We start from the raw sequence: 19,001 nt of genomic DNA, 5'->3' as shown, positions 1-19,001 counted from the left end.
GTGACCGTGGCCCCGCTCAGCGAGGTGGCCGAGACAGCCGTTCTCGCCGCGCCCGTCGAACGCGTCTGGGCCGTCGTCGACGACACCCGCCGCTACGGGGAATGGGTGGTCGGCGTCCTGGAGGTCACCGAGCACCACGGCCCGGCCACGGTCGGACGGAGCTACTCCGAGCACAACCGCACGGTCGGCCCGCTCACCACCCGCTCGACCTGGACGGTCCGCGAGATCGAACCCGTGCGGCTGCGCGTCGACACGGGCACGGGTTTCGCCCCGATGCACGACATGACCAACACCTTCACCTTCCGCCCCGTCACCGTCGACGGGGCGGCGGCGACCGAGATGACATACCGGGTCACCTATCGGCCCGGATGGGGAGCGGTCGGGCGCCTGATCGACCGGGTGCAGCAGCCCGGCCTGCGCACCGCCTTCCAGGCGTCCATGCGGAACCTGGAGACCATCGCGATCTCCGAGGCGGAACTACCGGAATAGTCGCGGCTCCCAGGGGCCAACCGTGAAGCGAGCTGCTAGGTGAGGAACTCGCGGATAGCGGTTGCGATCTCCTCGACGTGGGTCTCGAGGGCAAAATGACCGGTGTCGACGAAACGAACGTCGGCGTCCGGGATGTCACGCTTGAAGGCTTCGGCCCCGGCCGGCAGGAAGAACGGATCGTTCCTGCCCCACACCGCGAGCAGAGGCGGCTCGCTGGTGCGGAAGTACTCCTGGAACGTGGGGTAGAGCGCCACGTTGCTCGCGTAGTCGAGGAACAGGTCGAGCTGGATCTCGTCGGCACCGCTGCGCGCGAGGTAGTAGTTGTCGAGCCCGTAGCCGTCCGGACTGACGCGCGTCTCGTCGGGGGCACCATGCGTGTACTGCCAGATCGTCGTCTGCGGCTCCACGAGCATCCGGATCGCTTCCCGGTTGGCCTTCGACGGCTCCTTCCAGTAGGCCTGGAGCGGGTTCCAGCCGTCGCTCAGCCCTTCCTCGTACGCGTTGCCGTTTTGGGAAATGATGGCGGTGATGCGCTCGGGATGCCGTGCGGCGATCCGGAACCCGACCGGCGCGCCGTAGTCGAACACGTAGAGCGCGAAGCGATCGAGGCCGAGCATTTCCGTCAGGCGATCGATGACGTCGGTGATGTGCTCGAACGTGTAGTTGAAGTCACCTCGGTCGGGCATGTCCGACTTGCCGAAGCCGGGCAGGTCAGGAGCAACGATGTGGAACCGGTCGACGAGCAGCGGGATCAGCTCGCGAAACATGTGGCTCGCGGACGGGAAGCCGTGCAGGAGTACCAACGTGGGTGCGTCAGATGCTCCGGCCTCCCGATAGAACACTGTCAGGCCATCCACGTCCGCCGTGCGGTATGCGATGTCAGCCATGACGGTTCTCCCTTTCCTCCAGGGCGCAGATGCGCTGGTGCTTGAGGTACCCCTCGACCGGCGGTTCATCGGAGTCGTTATCGGCGCGACCCGATCTCCCGCACCGCTTCCAGCACGATGCCGACGACCGCGGCCGGTGCCGTGATCATCGGCATGTGGTCGGCGGGGACTGTATGCACGCGCGCCTTCATGCGCTCGGCCATGAAACGCTGGTTCTCCGCGGCGATCATGCGATCCTCCTCGGCCACAAGGAACTAACTAGGCCGGTCCTTCCAGGTCGGAGGCCGCACCGGGACGCCGATGCAAGCCGCCGCGAGCGGCCGCTGGGTGGCGGCCAGCAGTGCCTGCTCCAGCGTCGAGGCGTGCTGGGCGAAAGCCCTGCCGAACGCCTCCTCGGGAAGCCAGATCAGCCCGTGGCGATCGGGACCGAGCACGGGGGCCTGTGGATGCGGTTCCACTCGGACACACTCACCGCCCTCAGAGATCGACGCGACGAGCGACCCCGCAGACGCGAGGACCGTGATCACCGCGCTGCTGTGTTCAAAGCCTGCGAGGTCGCGTCACCCGCCGTCGACAGTGATACGCCCGGATCGTAAGCGAGATGATCGACCTCTCCATCGCGGTTCTGTTTCATCAGAACGGACAGGACGAAGCCCGGACCGGACCAGAGCAGACCCGACCGGACCGGACTGGCCTCGCGCTCTCGTCAGGGCGTGAAGCGGAGCAGGCAGATGGCGAACCGGTGGTTGCGCACCACGGGGAGCGCGCCGACCGTGGCCACCGCCCGGCGGCGCCAGCCGCGGCCCGCGGGTGGGCGGAGAACGACGGCGGACTCCACGCCGTACACGTCGTCGGCGAGACGCAGCGCATCGCGGGCGGTCATGCCGAACGGCACCGGCGGCACCGTGAAGCTCCGTCCGCGCGCGGTGCCCGACTTGGAGCGCTTGCTGTGCCACGGCGGAACGAGGTCGAAGATCATCCGGCCGCCCCGGAACTGCGCGGCGCAGCCGAGGATGAGGCCGATCGCATCCTCGGGCTGCAGGTAGGGCAGCAGGCCCTGAGCGTTGACGAAGACCGGGGCCGACGCGTCGACCTCGTCCATCCAGGACAGGTCGAGGGCCGATCCGGCGAGGTGGCGGATCCGGTCGCACTCGGGCAGCAGTTCCCGCCGGAGCCGGACGACCTCTGGGAAGTCCAGCGACACCCAGCGGATGCGGCCGTTGTCGGTGCGCCAGAAGCCGGTCTCGAGACCCTCGCCGAGCGCGACGACGGTGCCGTCGGGATGGTCACGGACGTAGTCCGTGACCGCGCGATCGAAGGCGACTGCCCGCAGGGAGTGGCTCTGGTCGGGTTCGCCCAACACCGCCTGGAACGGGTAGTCGATGGCGTCGAGGAGGTCGATGGCGACCGGGTCGCGAAGAACGCCGTCCGGCCGGGCGGCTTCCGATGCCCGGTTGTACAGGGTCCACAGCGTGGTGGAGGCGACGCCACGCAGATGCGTCGCGTCGGTGGTGACTCTGTCCACCGTTCACTCCTTTCTCAGGCGTCGTCGCATCCGGTCGGGGGCCCGGGCGACGGCGTGGCGGCAGAACGAGATCGGTTGGCGCGGTCGAAACCGGTGGTACGGCCGCGTCGATGCGGCTTCCGTCGAAGCAGCGCACCCGCGGGCACGGCCGGAACCGCGCATGGCGGAGTCGACGACGTCCTGGGGCATGAGCGGTCCGATTCGTGGGGAGCGTGTCTGACCGTGCTTGAGGGGTGCGTCGCGTCGCAAACTACGCCCAACGGACTTTTTGCCCGTCGACGACACGCAGAACTCACCAGGTGTTCATCTGTCGTTCATGTTCGGCTGGCCTGAACGGCGGCGCTACACCCGGGCTGGGCCAGGAGCAAGGAAGGCAACGAACGAGTCGTCGACCTGGGCGTTCCGTGCCACGATGGGGCGATGGCGGGACCAATGGATCTTGCGGCTGGTTCGGACTTCGCCGTCCCCGAGTCGCGCCTCCGGACGAGTCCTTTCGAAAGGCTGATGCTGGCCGGTGAGTCGCTCCCGCTGACGATCCCGGCCCGGATCTACGTCTGCGGGATCACCCCCTACGACGTGACGCATCTCGGTCACGCGTCGACGTTCGTGTGGGCCGACGTGGTCAGGCGGGTGATCCGCATGACCGGTGTCGACACGGTTCTCACGCGCAACATCACCGACGTGGACGACGTGCTGACGCGCACGGCGACCGAACGGGGCCGCCCTTTCGACGAGTTCGGCCTGACCCAGGAGTACTACTTCGACCGCGACATGGCCGCACTCCACGTCCGGCCCCCGACGCACACACCGCACGCGCGCCATCACATCGAGCACGTGGTCCTGCTGGCATCGGCACTCCTGGCGAACGGTGCCGCGTATGAACGCGACGGTCACGTGTACCTCCGCGGCGCCCACGTGCCGAACGCGGTCGGCTTGTCGAGAGAGGACGCGCTGGCGCTGTCGTCGGAGTACGGCGACCGACCGGATGACACCCTCCGGGACGACCCGTTCGACGTCGCCGTCTGGCACCCCGCCGGCCCTGGCGATCCGGCGTGGCCGAGCCCCTGGGGAGCCGGCCGTCCCGGCTGGCATGCCGAGTGCACGGCGATGGCACTCGCCACGCTCGGAGGTGTAGTGGACGTGATCGTTGGCGGCGCCGACCTGTCGTTCCCGCATCACGCATACCAGGCCGCGATGGCCGAGGCGGCCTTGGGCGTCACGCCGTTCGCCCGGCGCTACGTCCGAGTGGGAACGGTCCATCTCGACGGACTGAAGATGGCGAAGTCGACCGCCAACCTCGTACTGGTGAGCGACCTCCTGCACAGCGCATCCGGCGCCGCGATCCGACTCATGCTGCTGGACAGGCAGTGGAACGAGGCGTGGGAGTATCGTCCGGACGCGCTGCGGGATGCGTCACGGCTGCTGGAGGACCTGTACACGGCGGCAGGCACCCGTAGTTCGTCCTCGACCGCTGTCACGGGAGTGCGCGCGGCCCTCCTCGATGATCTCGACGTGCCGACCGCCGTTCGGATCGCGGTCGAATCAGGCGGCGACGCCGCCCGCCAAGTCATCCGCACGCTCGCGCTCCAGTAGCCACCGGCACCGCCCCCGATCGCGTCGGCAGAAGTGACACGGCACGCGCGCCGGCTGCTCGGACAGCCGCAGCGGGCGCGGCCGACCCGGACCCTTCCCCGCGGGGGTTTACACCACGTGTAGGCACCGGACTTTTGGGGATCACATCCCGAGGCCCGCTGTCACCGCCACCAGGCGATCCGACCCCCGGGGCCACCGCATGGGGAGGACCCAGGTTGATGCGAGTCGTAGTCGTCGATGATCACCACCACGTCCGCGCGGGACTGGTCGAGCTCCTCGATGCAGAACCGGATCTCAGCGTCGTCGGCGAGAGCGCGGACGGAGCCGCCGCCGTCGAACTGGCCCACCGGCTACTGCCGGACGTGATCGTCATGGACCTGCACATGCCCACCCTCGACGGTGCCGCGGCGGCCACCGAGATCCTCCGCCACCGCCCCGGCACGCAGATCCTCATCCTCACGGGCGCCCCCGACGGCTACCTCGCGGCCCTCGCGCGAGCCGCCGGGGTCGCCGCGTGCCTGCCCAAGTCCGCCGCACCCCAGACGCTGATCGACACCGTCCGCGCACTCGCAGGCCCCCGCACCACACCGCAGGCCCGGCCCCCGTTGCACCTTGAATCCGTCGCCGGCAGCGAGGACGCTCCATAGGGTGCCGGGCTGGCTGCACGAACTCTCCGTGCTCTGGTTGGCCGCGTTCGTGTTCGGGGTTGCCCTCGTCGTCGCGGCGGCGATCTACGCGACGGTGATGTCGCTCTCGAGCGGCGAGCGCGGCCGGGCGTTCACGTCAATCTCACCGGGGATGCTCCCGCCGATGGGAATCGTGTTCGCGCTGCTGGTGGGGTTTCTGGCCGCGCAGGTCTGGAGCTCGGGAGACCGCGCTGCGGCCGCGGTCAGCGAGGAGGCGAGTTCGCTGCGCTCGGTCGTCCTGCTGTCCTCCGAGTTTCCTGGCGAACCGGGGGCGCAGATGCGCAGCCTCGTTCGCGGTCACATCGAGGACGCGGTCACGAAAGAGTGGCCACAGATGTCCGAACAGGGAGTGACGCTCTCCGTCGTGCCGCAGCCGGTCGCAGATCTCCTCACGATGGCGCTCGCCCTGCGCCCCGAGACTCCCGGTCAGACGATCGCCCAGGGGGAGATCGTCACCTCGCTCGAGCAGGCGCTGGCCGCGCGGCGCCAGCGCATCATCGTGAGCCAGTCGTCCGTCAACGGGGCCAAATGGGGAGCCGTGGTCACCCTGGCGGTCCTCACCCTGTTCGCGATCGCGTTCGTCCACAGCGGCAACCGAGGCGGGGCGGCGATCGCGATGGCGCTCTTCGCTTTTGCGGCCGCGGCGGCGATCGTCATGATCGCGTCCCAGGAGCGCCCGTTCGCGGGGCCCTTCGCTGTCAGTCCGACGCCACTGGTGCAGGTCGAGCCCGCGCTACCGGGCTAGCCTCGGGCTGGCCGAGCACACGCTGCTTGCCGGCGGCGACTAGTGGCCGGCGATCTTCCTGTCCACTTTCGTGATGATCGGCCAGAATCGGTCTGCCGCGTTTCAGCAGGCGAAGGCAAATCACGACTTCGTCGAGCAGGAGCAGGAACTCAAGACCAACACCCCGCTGACCCGCGGGACGCCGTCAGATGGCGTCGAGCGGCCGATTGTTGGCCCGCGGCCCGAGCAGCCGCATGACGACGGCCATGGCCGCGAGCGGCAACCCGCTGCCGGCGTAGCGGCCCCGCAGCGACGGCGACGTCTCGGCCACTAGAAGGAGTAGTCCCGAAAGGTCATGAGCCACCCGAATGCTGCGGTAGCGATGCCGACTGCCCATAGTGCGATCGACAACCCGCGTATGGGAATCGACGAGCCCAGCCAGAACAAGAACAGGGCCGCATAGATGAGCAAAACACCGTAGACCGGCGTGCGCTCTGGACGATCACCCCGAGCCATTTTGGAACCACCTCACCTACCGCCATAAACGCTCCGGCGGGTACGCTTTCACCCTTGGTTGACCTTTTCAAGATTACACCGCAGCAATCAACAACCCGGATCCAGTGTAGGGTAGCTCACTTTATGCGCGTCCCCACTCACATCCGGACGCATATGCCATGAATGCCCGATTTAAAACAGTTCGGTGGATCTGTCCGAGTACTGCACGGCACTCGGTCAGGGTGGTGGTCGGTGGCCAGGCCCGCGACCAGGTCTATCGCCCCTCCGGGCGGCGACCCTGACCGGCTTCGTATCGACCGGGTGATCTGGAGCGGTGAGACGATCCAGCAGTCGCATGGACGGGATGACGTTCGACGGCATCCGACGAGTTGGCCGACGGCCGATATCAGGTCCAGGCCCGCCACCACGTGGTTTCCGCAGAAAGTGCAGACGACGACGGCGACAGCCGGTACTCCCAGGACTGGGCCGCCCTTACTACGTGGCTCGGGAAGAAGGACCTGCCGAGGGTGCGCCATCTAGCGCGTGAGGACGGGACCGTCAGTCCCCATCTGGCGGTTGCCAACGGTCGCCGCCCTCCTTTTACTGGCCCGTACCCGGATCGCGTCTCGACTGAGGGCTGTCCGCACCTGCCGCCACCGCTGGAGGGCGTCATGTGGTCCCGGACTTTGACCAATCGCGTTACAGTTTCTGGCGCGGTGACTGTCGAAAATGCAAATGGGTACATCACCTGCGGAGGAGCACGGATATGATTGGTTTGTCGGGTACCAATAATCGCTGGATGCGTGGGGCCGCGGGTGCGGCCATAGTGGTGGCGGCCACGGTGCTATCGGCGCCTGGGAGTGCGGTCGCGACCACCAGCGCCCCCGCCCCCGCCCAGCTCAGCCCTCAAGATCGCGACGAGATGCTGGCCGATCACAATAGGGCGCGCGCTGCGGTCGGTGTGCCGGCGCTGGTGTGGGACGACGCCCTGGCCGCCGAGGCGCAGGCGTGGGCGAACGACCCCGCGTCCACCGCGGGCGGCGAACTCCGCCATAAGGAGCCGTTCGAGGCGCGCAACCGCCACGGCGAAAACATGAGTGGCGCTCCGCCGGCTGACGCGACCGACCAGTGGGTCTCGGAGAAGGCGGGGTACGACGTCAATCCGATGGATCCGGCCACCGGCCATTACCGGCAGGTGGCCTGGAACACAACCCAGCGGGTGGGTTGTGGCGCGAGGAGCGGGGCCCCCATCCGGGGCGCGGGCTGGGTCACGGTGTGTCGATATGACCCGCCCGGCAACTGGCCCGGCCAGCTGCCGTATCCCGCTTAGTACTGCAACGGCAGTAGCGGCGTGTCGTGAGAGGCGGACGCGCGGCGGGAGGTGATGATCACCTGGTTGATCTTGGTGAACCGTGTTCTGGGTGACCAAGGTGCTGACCACCGGCATGGGTGAGACGGGCGCCGGTCTTCCACAGGCGCGACGTGTTGCAGGCCGCTGCAACATCGATGCAACAGGGGCCTGCAGGGTGATGTCTCCCGGTCACGTCGAGGAGGCCCAGATGGAGCCTGCGAAACGGCACGACGGCCGGCCAGTGCTGCTGATCGGTTGCGCCTACCGGTGTGGCTACGCCGGCCGAACCCAAGCACATCATGATCGCCTGCTGGCGATCGCTGACGACCCGACCGCTGTGCTGGACCTGATGGAGCTGGCTGTCACCTGGGGCGAGCTGGACTACTCCGGCACCGACGTCATCCCGCCCGACCTGTGGTCCCAATTCTGCGAGCGCCACGTCTGGCGGGACCCCGAGCAGGCGATGCGGATCTTCGCACTGGCCAACGACATCGCGATGCACTCGCGGTCGCGCTGCAGCTTGCTGCCGCAGCCATGCCCGCATGGCGCCTGACCAGGCCGATTGCAGGCGTAAGCTCTCTGGGTGGCCGATCGCGGTCTCCGGCTAACCCTCGTCGGGCGGTTCGAGGTGGTCGGACACCTCGCAACGCCGATTCCTGGCGGGCGCGCCGCGCGCCTGCTGAAGATCCTTGCCGTACGTCAGGGCCGGTTCGTCCCCCTCGCCGAGATCATCGAGCTGCTGTGGCCGGACACTGTGCCGCTGCGGCCGGACCGGATCGTCGCCAGCTTGGTCAGCCGGCTCCGGCACAGCCTCGGCCCCGGTCGGCTGGACGGCGGCAGCAGCGGCTACCGGCTGGTCCGCGACCGGCAGACCGAGGTCGATCTGCTCGACGCCGAGCAGCTCGTCGTCAACGCCGAGCACGACATCCGTGGCGGCCAGTACGGTTACGCCGCCGTTGCCGCCGAGCAGGCCACCCGCATACTCACCGCCGGTACCACGCTGGCCGACGAACCGGCCGCGGTCTGGGTGGAGAACACCCGGCGACACGTCCGCGGGCTGGTCCGCAGGGCATGGGCGGCGCATTGGGACGCCGCGTTGGAGCTCGGCGAGTACCGGGCGGCGATCAGGGCCGCCGAGGCGGCGCGGGCAGCCGACGTGCTCGACGAGGCCGCCTCCCGCGCGCTGATGCGGGCCTACGCGGGGGCCGGCGAGCATGCCGCGGCGCTGCGCACCTTCGAGTCGCTGCGTGCCACGCTCGCCGACGAGCTCGGGGTCGAGCCGTCGGAACAGACCACGACGCTGTTCGGGCTGTTGCTCAGCCGACCGGGGCCTGCCGACGCCAACGGTCGGCGAACCACAGCGGCCCGCCCGGCCCCGTCGGCGCTGGTCGGGCGCGACGCCGAGCTCGACACCATGAACGAGCTGTGGTCGGGCGCAATGCGCGGCCGCGGCGGCATCGTGATCGTGCTCGGCGAGGCCGGGATCGGCAAGAGCGCGCTGCTGTCGGCATTGATCATGAAGGTGGAGCGGACCGGCGGGCTGGTGGTCACCACGTCCTGCTTCGAGGCCGAGCACTCGCTGTACCTGCAGCCCCTGGTCGAGGCCGTCGGCCGGGTCGCGGGCCGATTCGACCTGGGCACCGTGCGCGAGATCGGTGGCGAGTGGCTCGGACAGCTCGGACAGCTGGTGCCACAGCTGGCCCGCACCGCCGACGCGGCGCCGCAAATGCGGGCCAACGCCGAGATCGAGCACCTCCGCAACCTCGAGGCGATCACCGAGTTCTTCCTGCGCACCGCGGAGCACCAGCCGCTGCTACTTGTCGTGGAGGACATGCAGAACGCGGGGCAGTCGACCGTCGAGGCGCTGCACTTCCTGGCCTCGCGGCTGAGCAGCGCGCGGCTGCTGACGGTGGTGACCGAGCGGACGGTCGCTGACCCGCCGCGCACCGCAACGCTGGCCGACGTTGCCACCCTGCTGCGGCTGGACCGGCTGACCCGATCCGACGTGCACGCCCTCGTCGCGAACTCCGGGGTGCGCTACCAGGCGGAGGAGCTGTACCAGCTCACCGGCGGGTCGCCCTTGTTCCTCACCGAGGTGATCCGACACGGGCGCCATCGGGCCAACGACGACGCGAGCGAGCTGGTGATCCCGGAGTCGCTGCACCAGACGGTGTCCGCCCGGCTGGCCACGGTCGGCGACGACGTCCGCAGCCTGCTGCAACAGGGGGCGGTGCTGGGCAGCTCCTTCTCCCTGGACGACGTCGCCGCGCTCGCCGGCGAGCCGGTCGAGTCGCTCGCCCTGGCCGCGGGGCGTGCGTTGCGGATGGGGCTGCTCGTCGAGCAGGACACGATGTTCAAGTTCGCCAACGACATCGTGCGCAAGGTCGCCTACGCGTCGGTGCCGCGGCCGGTGCTGGTGAGCCGGCACCGGCGGGCCGCGACGCTGCTGGCCGACCAGCCCGAAGCGGCGGCGCACCAGTTCGTCGCAGCCGACGACTGGGCAGCGGCGGCGCAAGCGTGGCTGCGCGCGGCGGAGATCGCCCATCTGGACTTCGCCAACGAGGACGCGGAGCGGTTGCTGGGGTACGCGCTGCGGTGCGCGACCCGGGCGGCCGAGCGGCGCACCGCCGGCCAGATCCACCTGCGCCGGGCCAGGGTGCGGGCCGACCTCGGTCACCTGGCCGACGCCAAGGAGGACTGCGAGGCCGCGGTCGCCATCGCCACCGAGGTCGGTGACGACGAGCTGGAGGCATACGCCCTGGAGCAGCTGGGCTGGACGGCGCTGTACGCCCGCGACGTGCTGGGCGCGACCGACCTGGCCGAGCGGGCCAGCCACCTGGCCGAGTCGGCCGCTGCCGCACCCGCTGCGCGGCCGAGTTCGTTGCTGCTGCTCGGGCGGGTGCGGCACTGGGACGGGGACTACGACGGCGCGGCCTCGGCGTACGACTGCGCCGTGAACGCAGCGGCCGACCCGTCGACGACCGCGACCGTGCTGGCCTACCGCGGCGCGCTGCTGCAGCACATGGACCGGTTCACCGAGGCGCGCTCGGTGTTGCAGCAGGCAGTGGTGATGAGCCGCGATGCCGGGGAGTTCCGGGTGCTGCTGCAGGCGTTGTTCTTCAGCGGGCTGGCGCGCGGCGACCTCGGCGACTTCGACGGCGCGTTGCGGGCGCTCGACCGAGCGCTGCGGCTGATCGACAAGTTCCGGATCACCTACTACCGGGCCGGGATCCTGAGCACCAGCTCGTGGCTGTGGCGGGAGATCGGCGATCTCGGACGGGCGCGGGAGCACGCCGAGGAGGCGATCGACCTGGCGCACCGCGGGGGCGGCGCACTGGAGCTGGAGCAGGAGCTGCACGCGCTGCTCGCGCTGGCCGACTGCGAGCTGGCGCTCGGCCGGGTGGACGAGGCCGCGGCGCTGGTCGATCGGGCCCTGCCGATGCTCGACCGGTCATTGCCGTTCCGGCCGCGCGCCCTGCTGCGAATGCTGGAGATGCGGACCAGGTTCGACCCCGCGCTTGCAGAGGAGTTGCTGGCCCGGTCCCGGCAGCACTCGTCGACGAAGTACGAGGCGCTGGCCTTGCGCCACCTCGGCCGGCCCGTCGAGGCGGCGAAGGTTGCGGCGGCCACCGGCTCGGATCTGATCATTGCCGAGCTGGGCCCGCCGGACGCCCGTCGCCCTGCGCTGGAACGGATCACCGGAGCGCTGCCCAGCGAGCTGAAGGAGACGTTCGCCGCCGGTGGGCGGTTGCTGCAGGTGCACCGGGGCTGAGCTGCCGATCGATATCCGACATCGTGTCTGGACGTTTACTATTGTGAATTTCCCTGGACGAACGGATCTGGACCATGGCGGTTGGGCTGCCTACCGAGGCCAAAGTCGTGAATATCGGCCTGTCCTGGTTCGCCGAGTCGATCCGGGCGCAGGGCGGCGACGTCGAGCACGTCGACTGGCGCATCCCCGCCGACGGCGATCACGTCGTGGTCGCGGCGCTGACCAGGCTGTACGGCCCGGCAAGCGGCCGGGTCGAGTCGGCCAACGCCGAGGTACTGCGCCGGCTCGACCGCGGTGTGGCGCTACTGCACGACATCCGGCCGGCGATCGACGTTGTCCCGGGTGTCACCGATCGCACCCTGCTGCACTGCGGTCCGGCGATCGACTGGCCGGACGTCTGCGACCCGCTGCGCCGCTCGATGCGCGCCGCCGTCGTCGCCGAGGGGTGGGCGCCGGACGTGGAGCACGCCGACCGGCTGCTGGCCGGCGGCGAGGTCACTCTGGCACCGGCCAACCTGCACGCCACGGTGGTGCCGATGGCCAGCGCGATCGGCCCGTCGGCACCGGTGTACGTCGTCACCAACGCCGACGGCCCGACCACGGCATTCGCCCCGATCAGCCAGGGCCCGGGCGAGGTGGCCTGGTTCGGCCGCGAGACCCCCGCGGCGATCGAACGGCTGCGATTCCTGCGCGACGTCGCCGGCCCGACCCTTCGGGACGTCGTCCGCGCAGCCGGCCCGATCGACGTGTTCAGCCTCGCCACCCAGGGCATCCACATGGGCGACGACCTGCACATGCGCACCCAGGCGACGACGAACCTGCTGATCCGCACCCTGCTGCCGCAGCTGATGGACGTCGGCGGCCGGGCAGGCCGGGAGCTGGGGCGGTTTCTGGCCGGCAACCACCTGTTCTTCCTCACCATCGCCATGGCCGCCGCCAAGTCGCTGACGCTGTGGGCCGAGCAGGTGCCGGACTCCGGCATCGTGACGACGATGGCCCGCAACGGGACGACGTTCGGCATCCGGCTGGCCGGGTCGCAGCGCTGGTCGATCACCGACGCGCCGCCGGTGCAGGACGCGCTCTATTACGCCGGCCAGGGCCCGGAGACCAGCGCCAAGGACATCGGGGACAGTGCGGTTCTCGAGCTCGTCGGATTGGGCGGACCGGCTGCGGCGGGGTCGCCGGCGGTCGCCGCGTTCCTCGGCGGGACGATGGCCGATGCGCGGCGGGCGACCGAGCAGATGGTGGCCATCTGCGCCGCGGAGAGCTCCCGGTTCACCCTGCCCGTGTTGGACGGCCGAGGCACGCCGGTCGGGGTGGACGTCCGCAAGGTGGTCGAGCTCGGGATCACCCCCAAGATCAACACCGGGATCCTGCACGCGAGCGACGGCAGCGGGCAGGTGGGCGCAGGCGTCGCGACTGCGCCGCCTGCCTGCTTCGTGGACGCGCTGCTCGATCTGGACCGCCGGCTCAGCGGCTGATTGCCGCACGGACGATCGCCGGATCGCGCACAGCGAGGGCCGCGGCGGCCAACGTCGCACGGGCCGCGGTCTCGGTGACGATGCAGCCGGCGTCGCGCAGGATCGCGCGCTGCCGGTCCAGGCCCTGCGGGTCCAGTTCGGTGCCGAGGCAGTAGGCGACCACCTGCGGGCCGGCCGCGATCTGCGCGCACGCAGGGGCGAGCAACCCGGCCGGGTCCGGCGCGGAGCCGTGGCCGAGGACGACGTCCAGGATGATCGCCGCGACGGACGGGTCGGAACCGTGCTCGAGCAGCATCTCGATCCGGGCCTCCGGGTCGATCATCGGGTGTGGCCTGCCCCGGGTGAACTCCTCCTCCCCGAGGTCGAGGCACGCGCTGGCGCCTGCGGGGATCGGCAGGTCGAGCGTCTTGTCCAGCGGCGCGTTGGAGTGCACCGGGCCGAACACCTCGGCGAGGATGACCTGCGACTCGTAGCAGAGCGTCCCGCCGGAGAACAGCCCGCGGATCGCCCGCCGGTCCGGCCCCAGCCGACACATCGCCGCGTCGACCTGATCCCCGAGATCGCCGAGTAGATCCGGACGTGGCAGCCCGAGGAGATCCAGCGTGCGCAGCACCCCGGCCTCCAGGGTGCGAGCGACGGTGACGTTCCCCGGCAGGTCGATGTCCTCCGGGAGCCCGATCAACGCCGCGACCAGCGGACGCCCGCCCGCGGCGGCGACCACCGCAGCTGCCACCCGCGGCGACGGCGGCTTGGACACCAGCAGGATCGCCTCGGTGCCCGGGTCGGCGCGCAGCGCGGCGACCGCCTGCTTGGCCATCCGGCCGTCGACCGCCTCGGTGAGGTCACGGCCGCCGACCCCGATCACGGCCGAGACTCCGGCACCCCATCGGTCCAGCAGGCTCATCGCCTCCTGCGCGCCGGTGCCGGCCGCCGCGACGATGCCGACCCGGCCGGGGCGTACCACGTTGGCGAAGCCCAGGCAGGTCCCGCCGAGCAAGGCGGTGCCTGCGCCTGGCCCCATCATCAGGCGGCCCTCGGCCACCGCGCGGTCCTTGAGCTCGATCTCGGCCGTGACGTCGACGTTGTCACTGAACAACAACACGTCCAGCCGAGCGGCCAGCGCCTTGTGCGCCTCCAGCGTGGCGTAGTCGCCCGGCACCGAGATCACCGCAACGGTCCGGTCCGGCTTGCGCGCAAGCGCTTCCTCGAGGGTTCGGGGTATCGCCCCGGGCCCGACTTCCGCCGCAGGCCGCGCAGCGAACATCGCCTGCTCGCCGGCCTGCAAGGCTGCCCGCACTGCCTCGTCGTCCTCCGCCCGCGCCGCGAGCACCAGGTCGTTGGCCCGCGCGCCGGCCAGTTCGGACTCGGGGAAACCCTCGCCGAGCAGGGTCTCGACGTTGGCCGCGGTCGCCATCGCCGCTGCCGCCCACTCCACGCCGGGCTGCTCGCGCATCGCCCTGGTCCCGGCGAGCTGCAGCACGGAGTCGACGTAGGTGTCGGGGAACAGCCGGATGCCGGTGCTGGTCAACGGAGCGCGCTCACCTTGCGAAACGAGGGCACCACACGGGTACCGCCCTGGCCCGGCTCCCGCACCCCCCGCAGCGAGTTCGCCGCGTGGTCGGGCGTGGTGATCACGACGATTCGCCCGCCGCGACGCAGGAAGCCCACCCCGGCGCGCACCTTCGGACCCATGCTGCCCTCCGGGAACTGCCCGTCGGCGAGGTACCGATCGGCGTCGTCGACGGTCATCTCGTCGATCGCGCGCTGGCTGGGCGTGCCGAAGTCCAGCGCCACCTGCCGGACGCCGGTGAGCATGACCAGCGCCTCGGCACGCAGCGAGTTGGCCAGCACCTGGGCCGCGTAGTCCTTGTCGACCACCGCGTCGACCCCGCTGTACCCGGCGTCAGGCGCGGCGACGACCGGGATACCTCCCCCACCTGCGGCGATCACCAGCACGCCGCAGTCGAGCAGCGCCCGCACCGTCGCCGACTCGACGATCCGCTGCGGGTGTGGCGACGGCACGACCCGGCGATACCCACGTCCGGCGTCCTCGGCCATCGTCCAGCCGCGGGTCCGGGCCAGCGTTGCCGCCTCGTTCCTGCTGTAGAACGGCCCGATCGGCTTGTGCGGTGCGGCGAACGCCGGGTCGTCCAGCGAGACGACGATGTGCGTCACGAGCGCTGCGATCTCCACCGGCACCCCGCCGGCCCGCTGGTGCAGGGCCATCGTAATCAGACTGCCGATGTGGCCCTGGGTCATTGCGTCCAGGCAGAACAGCGGCTGCGGCGGCACCTGGCCGGCCGCTTCCTCCTGCTGGATCGCCAGGTTGCCGACCTGCGGTCCGTTGCCGTGGACGAGCACGACGGCCCAGCCCGCCTGTCGCAGTGCCCACACCGCCTCGGCCATCTCGGCCGCGTGCCTGGACTGTTCGGCATGGGTGCCGGACTCGCCGGTCTGGGTCAGGGCGTTGCCGCCCAGGGCGACCACCGCGATCTTGGCCATCCGTCGCATCCTTTACCATACGATCCGCTTCGTCCATCATAATTGACGTCACAGCTGTAGGCATCGGATGAGCGGCGCGCCGCCGGGCACAAGCCCGAAGCAACGATCGCTCAGCAGGCGTTACCCGAGGCGCCGGAGAACCCGGGCTTGGGCCGGTTCGAGCCGGACTGCACCGCGCCGACGCGCCGTGACCAGTGCTCCTCGTCCACGGTCACCTCGGCGATCTCGAACGTCGTCTTGTACGGCCCGAAGCTGATGTGGTTGTTCACCGCGTACAGCGCCTGCGGCGCGCACAGGAAGACGGCCAAAGCGTTGTCGAAGCAGTATCGGTCGATCTCCTCGGCAATCTCGACCAGCTTGCCTGGCTCGAGCGAGGTCGCCATCCGATGGAACAACCGGTCGAAGCCCTCGTCCGGCGGCCCTGCCCGAAACGCGCCATCGGTGCCGAAGAACTCGCGATGCACGGCCGCGGGCGGGGCCTCCGACGACAGGTCGAACCAGGCGTGGACCAGCACGTCCCAAGGCAGGTCGAGCTTCTTCTCAACCAGCGCGCGCAACCCGGGCAGCAAGGCATCGTCCGGCACGACCATCACCTCGACGGCTACGTCCAGTGCCCCACGCAGATCCCCTGCCATCAGCTGCGTGATCCCGACGAACGGGCTCGGGCTCGCGATTCGGATCGGCCGGCCTGACGGCCACCCGCCCTTCTCGAACAGCCTTCGCGCCTCTGCCGGGTCGTACGGATACGGATGCGCATCCTGCGGGTAGCCCGAGCACCACGGAGGGGTCAACGCCGCAATCTCGTTGGCATAGCCGAGCAGGCCGTCGGAGATGATCCGCTGCTTGTTCACCGCGAAGTTGAGTGCCTTGCGCACGTCGACCGAGTTCAGCGGAACGTCGGCGCGGCCGCGATTGAGGATGCAGGTCAGCACCCGGTTGGCGTCGACTGTAACCAGCCGCGCGTACGCGGAGGCGAGCACCCGCTCCGCGTCCGCCGGGTTCACCTCGGTGAGGATGTCGACCTCGCCCTCGGTCGAGCAGCACAATTCCAGCGCTTGGGACGGGGAAAGGTCGTTGCGGAACACCGCGCGCTGCACGCGTGGGCCGCGGGCCGCCCGGTTCCAGTGCTCGAGATTGGCCTCGAGCACCAGCTCAGGCGTGCGGTCCTCCGACTCGATCAGCCACGAACACGTGTACGGGTCGGGGGACATGATGGCATTGCGGGTGAGGATGGAGGAAGCACCCTGGACCAGGGTGAATGGGCCGGTTCCCCAGGGACCCGGCTCGTCGATCACTCACCAATGGCCTTCGCCGGAGCCATACTTGTGGTAGCCGAAGCCCGGGGCGTCCGGGCCCTTCCAGAACGCGGTCGAGGCGATGTGGAACCCGCGCATCTTGCCCACGGCGAGGCCGTCCGGGCCGGGGAAATGGAAGCGGATGGTGTGGTCGTCGACCACCTCGGCGACGGACTCCGGCGGGAAGTTCAGCCATGTGCCGGGTGGGTGCGGTGCGGCCCAGCGCTGCATCTCGTCGAAGTTGAGCTTGATGTTGTGCGCGGTGAACGGCTCGCCGTCCTGGAAGCGTACGCCCGTGCGCAACTGCAGTTCCAGCGTCCGCTCGTCGGGCCAGGTTGCGGACTCCGCGAGCGCAAAGACGGTGCGCCCGTCCTCGTCGATACGTATTGGCTCCTCCATCGTGTTCCACGTGATGAAAAGCCAGTTGAGCGGTGACGGATCGACGATGTGGATCGTCCCAACCGGCACCGGCGCCGACGTACTCATCGGGTCTCCTTTCGATTGTGCAGAATCAGCCGAGATAGCCCAGGTCCTTCAGGATGACAGCGGAGAGAGTCGGGATCCGGGAACAGTCGGTCACCGCGTTCGGACCACTCGCATAGTAACGCCGCAACTCCTCGGCAAACTCGATCGCACGCACCGGAGACGGGCGGTTACCGAGAACAGCTACCGCTGTCTCGAGGGCCGCTCGGCTGACGCAGTCGCGCCACAGTCGCTGCTCGACGCACACCTTCTCGTCATCGACATCGATGATCTGCAGGATGGAACCACCGCTGAGCGGTTGCACGATCGGATACTTCGCGTAGCGTGCCCGCACGGCCGCCCAATCGAGCGTCATCGGGTGATCTCGGACCAAGGCGGCCTCGTGCCAGGCTGCGGTGTTCCGGTACCGGCCGAGCCCGACAGCGACGAACTCGTCGTCTCGGCCGTCACGCATTGCGCCCAGCCGCCGCAGCGCCTCCGCCGCAGGTGACTCGCCACTGGGCGGGAACGGCTCTGTCGGATGCAGGTACTCCGGGCCGTAGACGATCACGCCCTCCGACCAGACCGCCGCCGTCTGCCATCCGTCGCGCCCCATGTAGTCCGCCTCCAGGTAGGCGATCGGCGCGGCCATCGACGCCACACGCAGTGCCCCGTACAGGCCCGCCGTCAGAGCGCGGAACCCAGTCTCCGGCGGCGGACGGCGCACGTGGGAGCAGTGCAGCGCGGCTGCCACCTCGTCGGTGACGGGGATGAGCGCCAGGCCTTGGTCCAGCAGCACGACGCGGGCGGGCGGCCGCGTCGCCGCGAGCGGTGTCAGCACGTCCGGAAACGAGATCATCGCCCGGATCTCATAATGAATTCCCTGGTCAACGGCCATTGTGGGTTCTCATTCCAGGAAACCGAAATCCTTGAGGACGTGCGCCGCGGATGTAGCGCGGGCGTCTGCGACCTGGGCCCGATACTCCTCGGCGAACAGGCCGGCATGCCGGGTCAGCCGGCCCTGCTCGATCAGGTCAACCGCCTTCTGCAGGTGCTCGCGCCGTAGCGCGTCCGACCACAGAGGGTTGCGGATGAAGACAGCTTCGTCGTCGACACCGGTGATCTCCAGCGTCCGACCACCGGCCACGGTCGGGATCTTGGTCCCGCCCTCGTAGCGCTTCTTGACCTCGGCCCAATCCAGCGGCATCCATCTCACCCTTCCGATTCGGCGAGCCTGGAACCGGCCGACTGGCCGATCTCGCGCATCAACCGGAATGCCTCGTCGCACCGCGAATTCGCGGCGTCGCGGTCGCAACCCAGGTCCGCGGCAAACTCCGCGACATCCCGGCCGTGCACGCAGGACAGCACGAAGACGTCCTGCACGTCCGGTGGCACCCGGGCGAGCGCGACCCGCAGCCGGGACCACTCGGGCCCGGTTGGCAGCCGCCCTTCTCGCGCCTCGGCCAGCAGCGGCTCGGCGAGGGCTGCGATCCGCCCGGAGAACGGCAATCCCTGATACCGGAAGACCCCTGGCCGGCGCACCAATCCGACGACAACAGCCGCACCCACCCGCCGGCCGAGTTCGCGGTCGTGCAGGCGGTAGCCGCACGTATAGGCGACCGCCTCATAGGTTGCCCGCACCCGCTCCAGCCAGGCTGCATATTCTGGCCGCAGCACCTCGGTTTGGTCCATCTCCCGCTCTCCCGGGCAGGCCGACCGGCGGAGCAGCGCTTCAGCGG

Annotated in this window: 20 protein-coding genes; 8 read left to right on the top strand and 12 right to left on the bottom strand. The window is 69.7% G+C overall.

Features of this window, described 5'->3' with window-relative positions; translation table 11 throughout:
- Window positions 1-489, top strand: coding sequence for an SRPBCC family protein (locus ABD143_RS22560; RefSeq protein WP_343981811.1), 489 nt, complete (start codon window positions 1-3; stop codon window positions 487-489).
- A gap of 35 nt (window positions 490-524) precedes the next feature.
- Here ABD143_RS22560 and ABD143_RS22555 read toward each other — a convergent pair whose 3' ends face one another.
- The 4 genes from ABD143_RS22555 to ABD143_RS22540 all read right to left on the bottom strand — a co-directional run bounded on the left by ABD143_RS22555 (window position 525) and on the right by ABD143_RS22540 (window position 2,901).
- The gene (locus tag ABD143_RS22555) at window positions 525-1,445 is read right to left on the bottom strand and encodes an alpha/beta fold hydrolase (RefSeq protein ID WP_343981808.1); all 921 of its coding nucleotides are present in this window, start codon (window positions 1,443-1,445) and stop codon (window positions 525-527) included.
- A gap of 8 nt (window positions 1,446-1,453) precedes the next feature.
- The gene (locus ABD143_RS22550; RefSeq protein WP_343981805.1) at window positions 1,454-1,606 is read right to left on the bottom strand and encodes an alpha/beta fold hydrolase family protein; all 153 of its coding nucleotides are present in this window, start codon (window positions 1,604-1,606) and stop codon (window positions 1,454-1,456) included.
- A 24-nt stretch (window positions 1,607-1,630) separates the two neighbouring features.
- On the bottom strand, window positions 1,631-1,834 hold the full coding sequence (locus tag ABD143_RS22545) for a hypothetical protein (RefSeq protein WP_343981802.1): 204 nt from the start codon (window positions 1,832-1,834) through the stop codon (window positions 1,631-1,633).
- Window positions 1,835-2,082: 248 nt separating this feature from the next.
- Window positions 2,083-2,901: a class I SAM-dependent methyltransferase gene (locus tag ABD143_RS22540; RefSeq protein ID WP_343981799.1), complete on the bottom strand. Its 819-nt coding sequence runs from the start codon at window positions 2,899-2,901 to the stop codon at window positions 2,083-2,085.
- Between the two features lie 420 nt (window positions 2,902-3,321).
- Between ABD143_RS22540 and ABD143_RS22535 the strand changes: the two genes are divergently transcribed.
- The 3 genes from ABD143_RS22535 to ABD143_RS22525 all read left to right on the top strand — a co-directional run bounded on the left by ABD143_RS22535 (window position 3,322) and on the right by ABD143_RS22525 (window position 5,925).
- Window positions 3,322-4,494 carry a cysteine--tRNA ligase gene (locus ABD143_RS22535; RefSeq protein WP_343981796.1) on the top strand — a complete coding sequence of 391 codons (1,173 nt, stop codon included), beginning with the start codon at window positions 3,322-3,324 and terminating at the stop codon, window positions 4,492-4,494.
- Window positions 4,495-4,712: 218 nt separating this feature from the next.
- Window positions 4,713-5,141, top strand: coding sequence for a response regulator (locus ABD143_RS22530; RefSeq protein WP_343981793.1), 429 nt, complete (start codon window positions 4,713-4,715; stop codon window positions 5,139-5,141).
- Window position 5,142: 1 nt separating this feature from the next.
- The gene (locus ABD143_RS22525; RefSeq protein ID WP_343981790.1) at window positions 5,143-5,925 is read left to right on the top strand and encodes a bestrophin-like domain; all 783 of its coding nucleotides are present in this window, start codon (window positions 5,143-5,145) and stop codon (window positions 5,923-5,925) included.
- Window positions 5,926-6,109: 184 nt separating this feature from the next.
- Here ABD143_RS22525 and ABD143_RS22520 read toward each other — a convergent pair whose 3' ends face one another.
- Window positions 6,110-6,235 (bottom strand): hypothetical protein, encoded by a 126-nt coding sequence (locus tag ABD143_RS22520; RefSeq protein WP_343981787.1) that lies wholly within the window; start codon window positions 6,233-6,235, stop codon window positions 6,110-6,112.
- A gap of 963 nt (window positions 6,236-7,198) precedes the next feature.
- On the opposite strand from ABD143_RS22520, the gene ABD143_RS22515 reads away from it, so the two are divergent.
- From ABD143_RS22515 to ABD143_RS22500, 4 genes are all read left to right on the top strand, one after another.
- Window positions 7,199-7,729 (top strand): CAP domain-containing protein, encoded by a 531-nt coding sequence (locus ABD143_RS22515; RefSeq protein WP_343981784.1) that lies wholly within the window; start codon window positions 7,199-7,201, stop codon window positions 7,727-7,729.
- Window positions 7,730-7,820: 91 nt separating this feature from the next.
- A complete protein-coding gene (locus ABD143_RS22510; RefSeq protein WP_343981781.1) occupies window positions 7,821-8,303 on the top strand; it encodes a hypothetical protein in 483 nt (160 codons plus the stop codon).
- A 30-nt stretch (window positions 8,304-8,333) separates the two neighbouring features.
- Window positions 8,334-11,522, top strand: a complete 3,189-nt coding sequence (locus ABD143_RS22505; protein ID WP_343981778.1) for an ATP-binding protein — start codon at window positions 8,334-8,336, stop codon at window positions 11,520-11,522.
- A gap of 74 nt (window positions 11,523-11,596) precedes the next feature.
- Window positions 11,597-13,003 carry a YlbE family protein gene (locus tag ABD143_RS22500; RefSeq protein ID WP_343981775.1) on the top strand — a complete coding sequence of 469 codons (1,407 nt, stop codon included), beginning with the start codon at window positions 11,597-11,599 and terminating at the stop codon, window positions 13,001-13,003.
- Here the strand turns inward: ABD143_RS22500 and ABD143_RS22495 are convergent.
- From ABD143_RS22495 to ABD143_RS22465, 7 genes are all read right to left on the bottom strand, one after another.
- On the bottom strand, window positions 12,993-14,531 hold the full coding sequence (locus ABD143_RS22495; protein ID WP_343981772.1) for an AllF/FdrA family protein: 1,539 nt from the start codon (window positions 14,529-14,531) through the stop codon (window positions 12,993-12,995). The two genes, ABD143_RS22500 and ABD143_RS22495, sit on opposite strands and share 11 nt — an antisense overlap.
- Window positions 14,528-15,505, bottom strand: coding sequence for a carbamate kinase (locus tag ABD143_RS22490; RefSeq protein WP_343981769.1), 978 nt, complete (start codon window positions 15,503-15,505; stop codon window positions 14,528-14,530). The genes ABD143_RS22495 and ABD143_RS22490 overlap by 4 nt, the downstream gene beginning before the upstream one ends.
- 110 nt (window positions 15,506-15,615) lie before the next feature.
- Complete coding sequence (locus tag ABD143_RS22485; protein WP_343981766.1) at window positions 15,616-16,800, bottom strand: ABC transporter substrate-binding protein; 1,185 nt, start codon at window positions 16,798-16,800, stop codon at window positions 15,616-15,618.
- Complete coding sequence (locus tag ABD143_RS22480) at window positions 16,801-17,286, bottom strand: ABC transporter substrate-binding protein (RefSeq protein ID WP_343981763.1); 486 nt, start codon at window positions 17,284-17,286, stop codon at window positions 16,801-16,803.
- 25 nt (window positions 17,287-17,311) lie between these two features.
- The gene (locus ABD143_RS22475; protein WP_343981760.1) at window positions 17,312-18,160 is read right to left on the bottom strand and encodes a hypothetical protein; all 849 of its coding nucleotides are present in this window, start codon (window positions 18,158-18,160) and stop codon (window positions 17,312-17,314) included.
- 9 nt (window positions 18,161-18,169) lie between these two features.
- Window positions 18,170-18,469, bottom strand: coding sequence for a hypothetical protein (locus ABD143_RS22470; protein WP_343981757.1), 300 nt, complete (start codon window positions 18,467-18,469; stop codon window positions 18,170-18,172).
- Between the two features lie 5 nt (window positions 18,470-18,474).
- On the bottom strand, window positions 18,475-18,954 hold the full coding sequence (locus ABD143_RS22465; protein WP_343981755.1) for a sigma-70 RNA polymerase sigma factor region 4 domain-containing protein: 480 nt from the start codon (window positions 18,952-18,954) through the stop codon (window positions 18,475-18,477).
- Window positions 18,955-19,001 lie beyond the last annotated feature (47 nt).

The organism is Pseudonocardia aurantiaca, from assembly GCF_039526725.1.
GTDB lineage: Bacteria > Actinomycetota > Actinomycetes > Mycobacteriales > Pseudonocardiaceae > Pseudonocardia > Pseudonocardia aurantiaca.
This window is presented reverse-complemented; position numbering and strand designations above follow the sequence as displayed.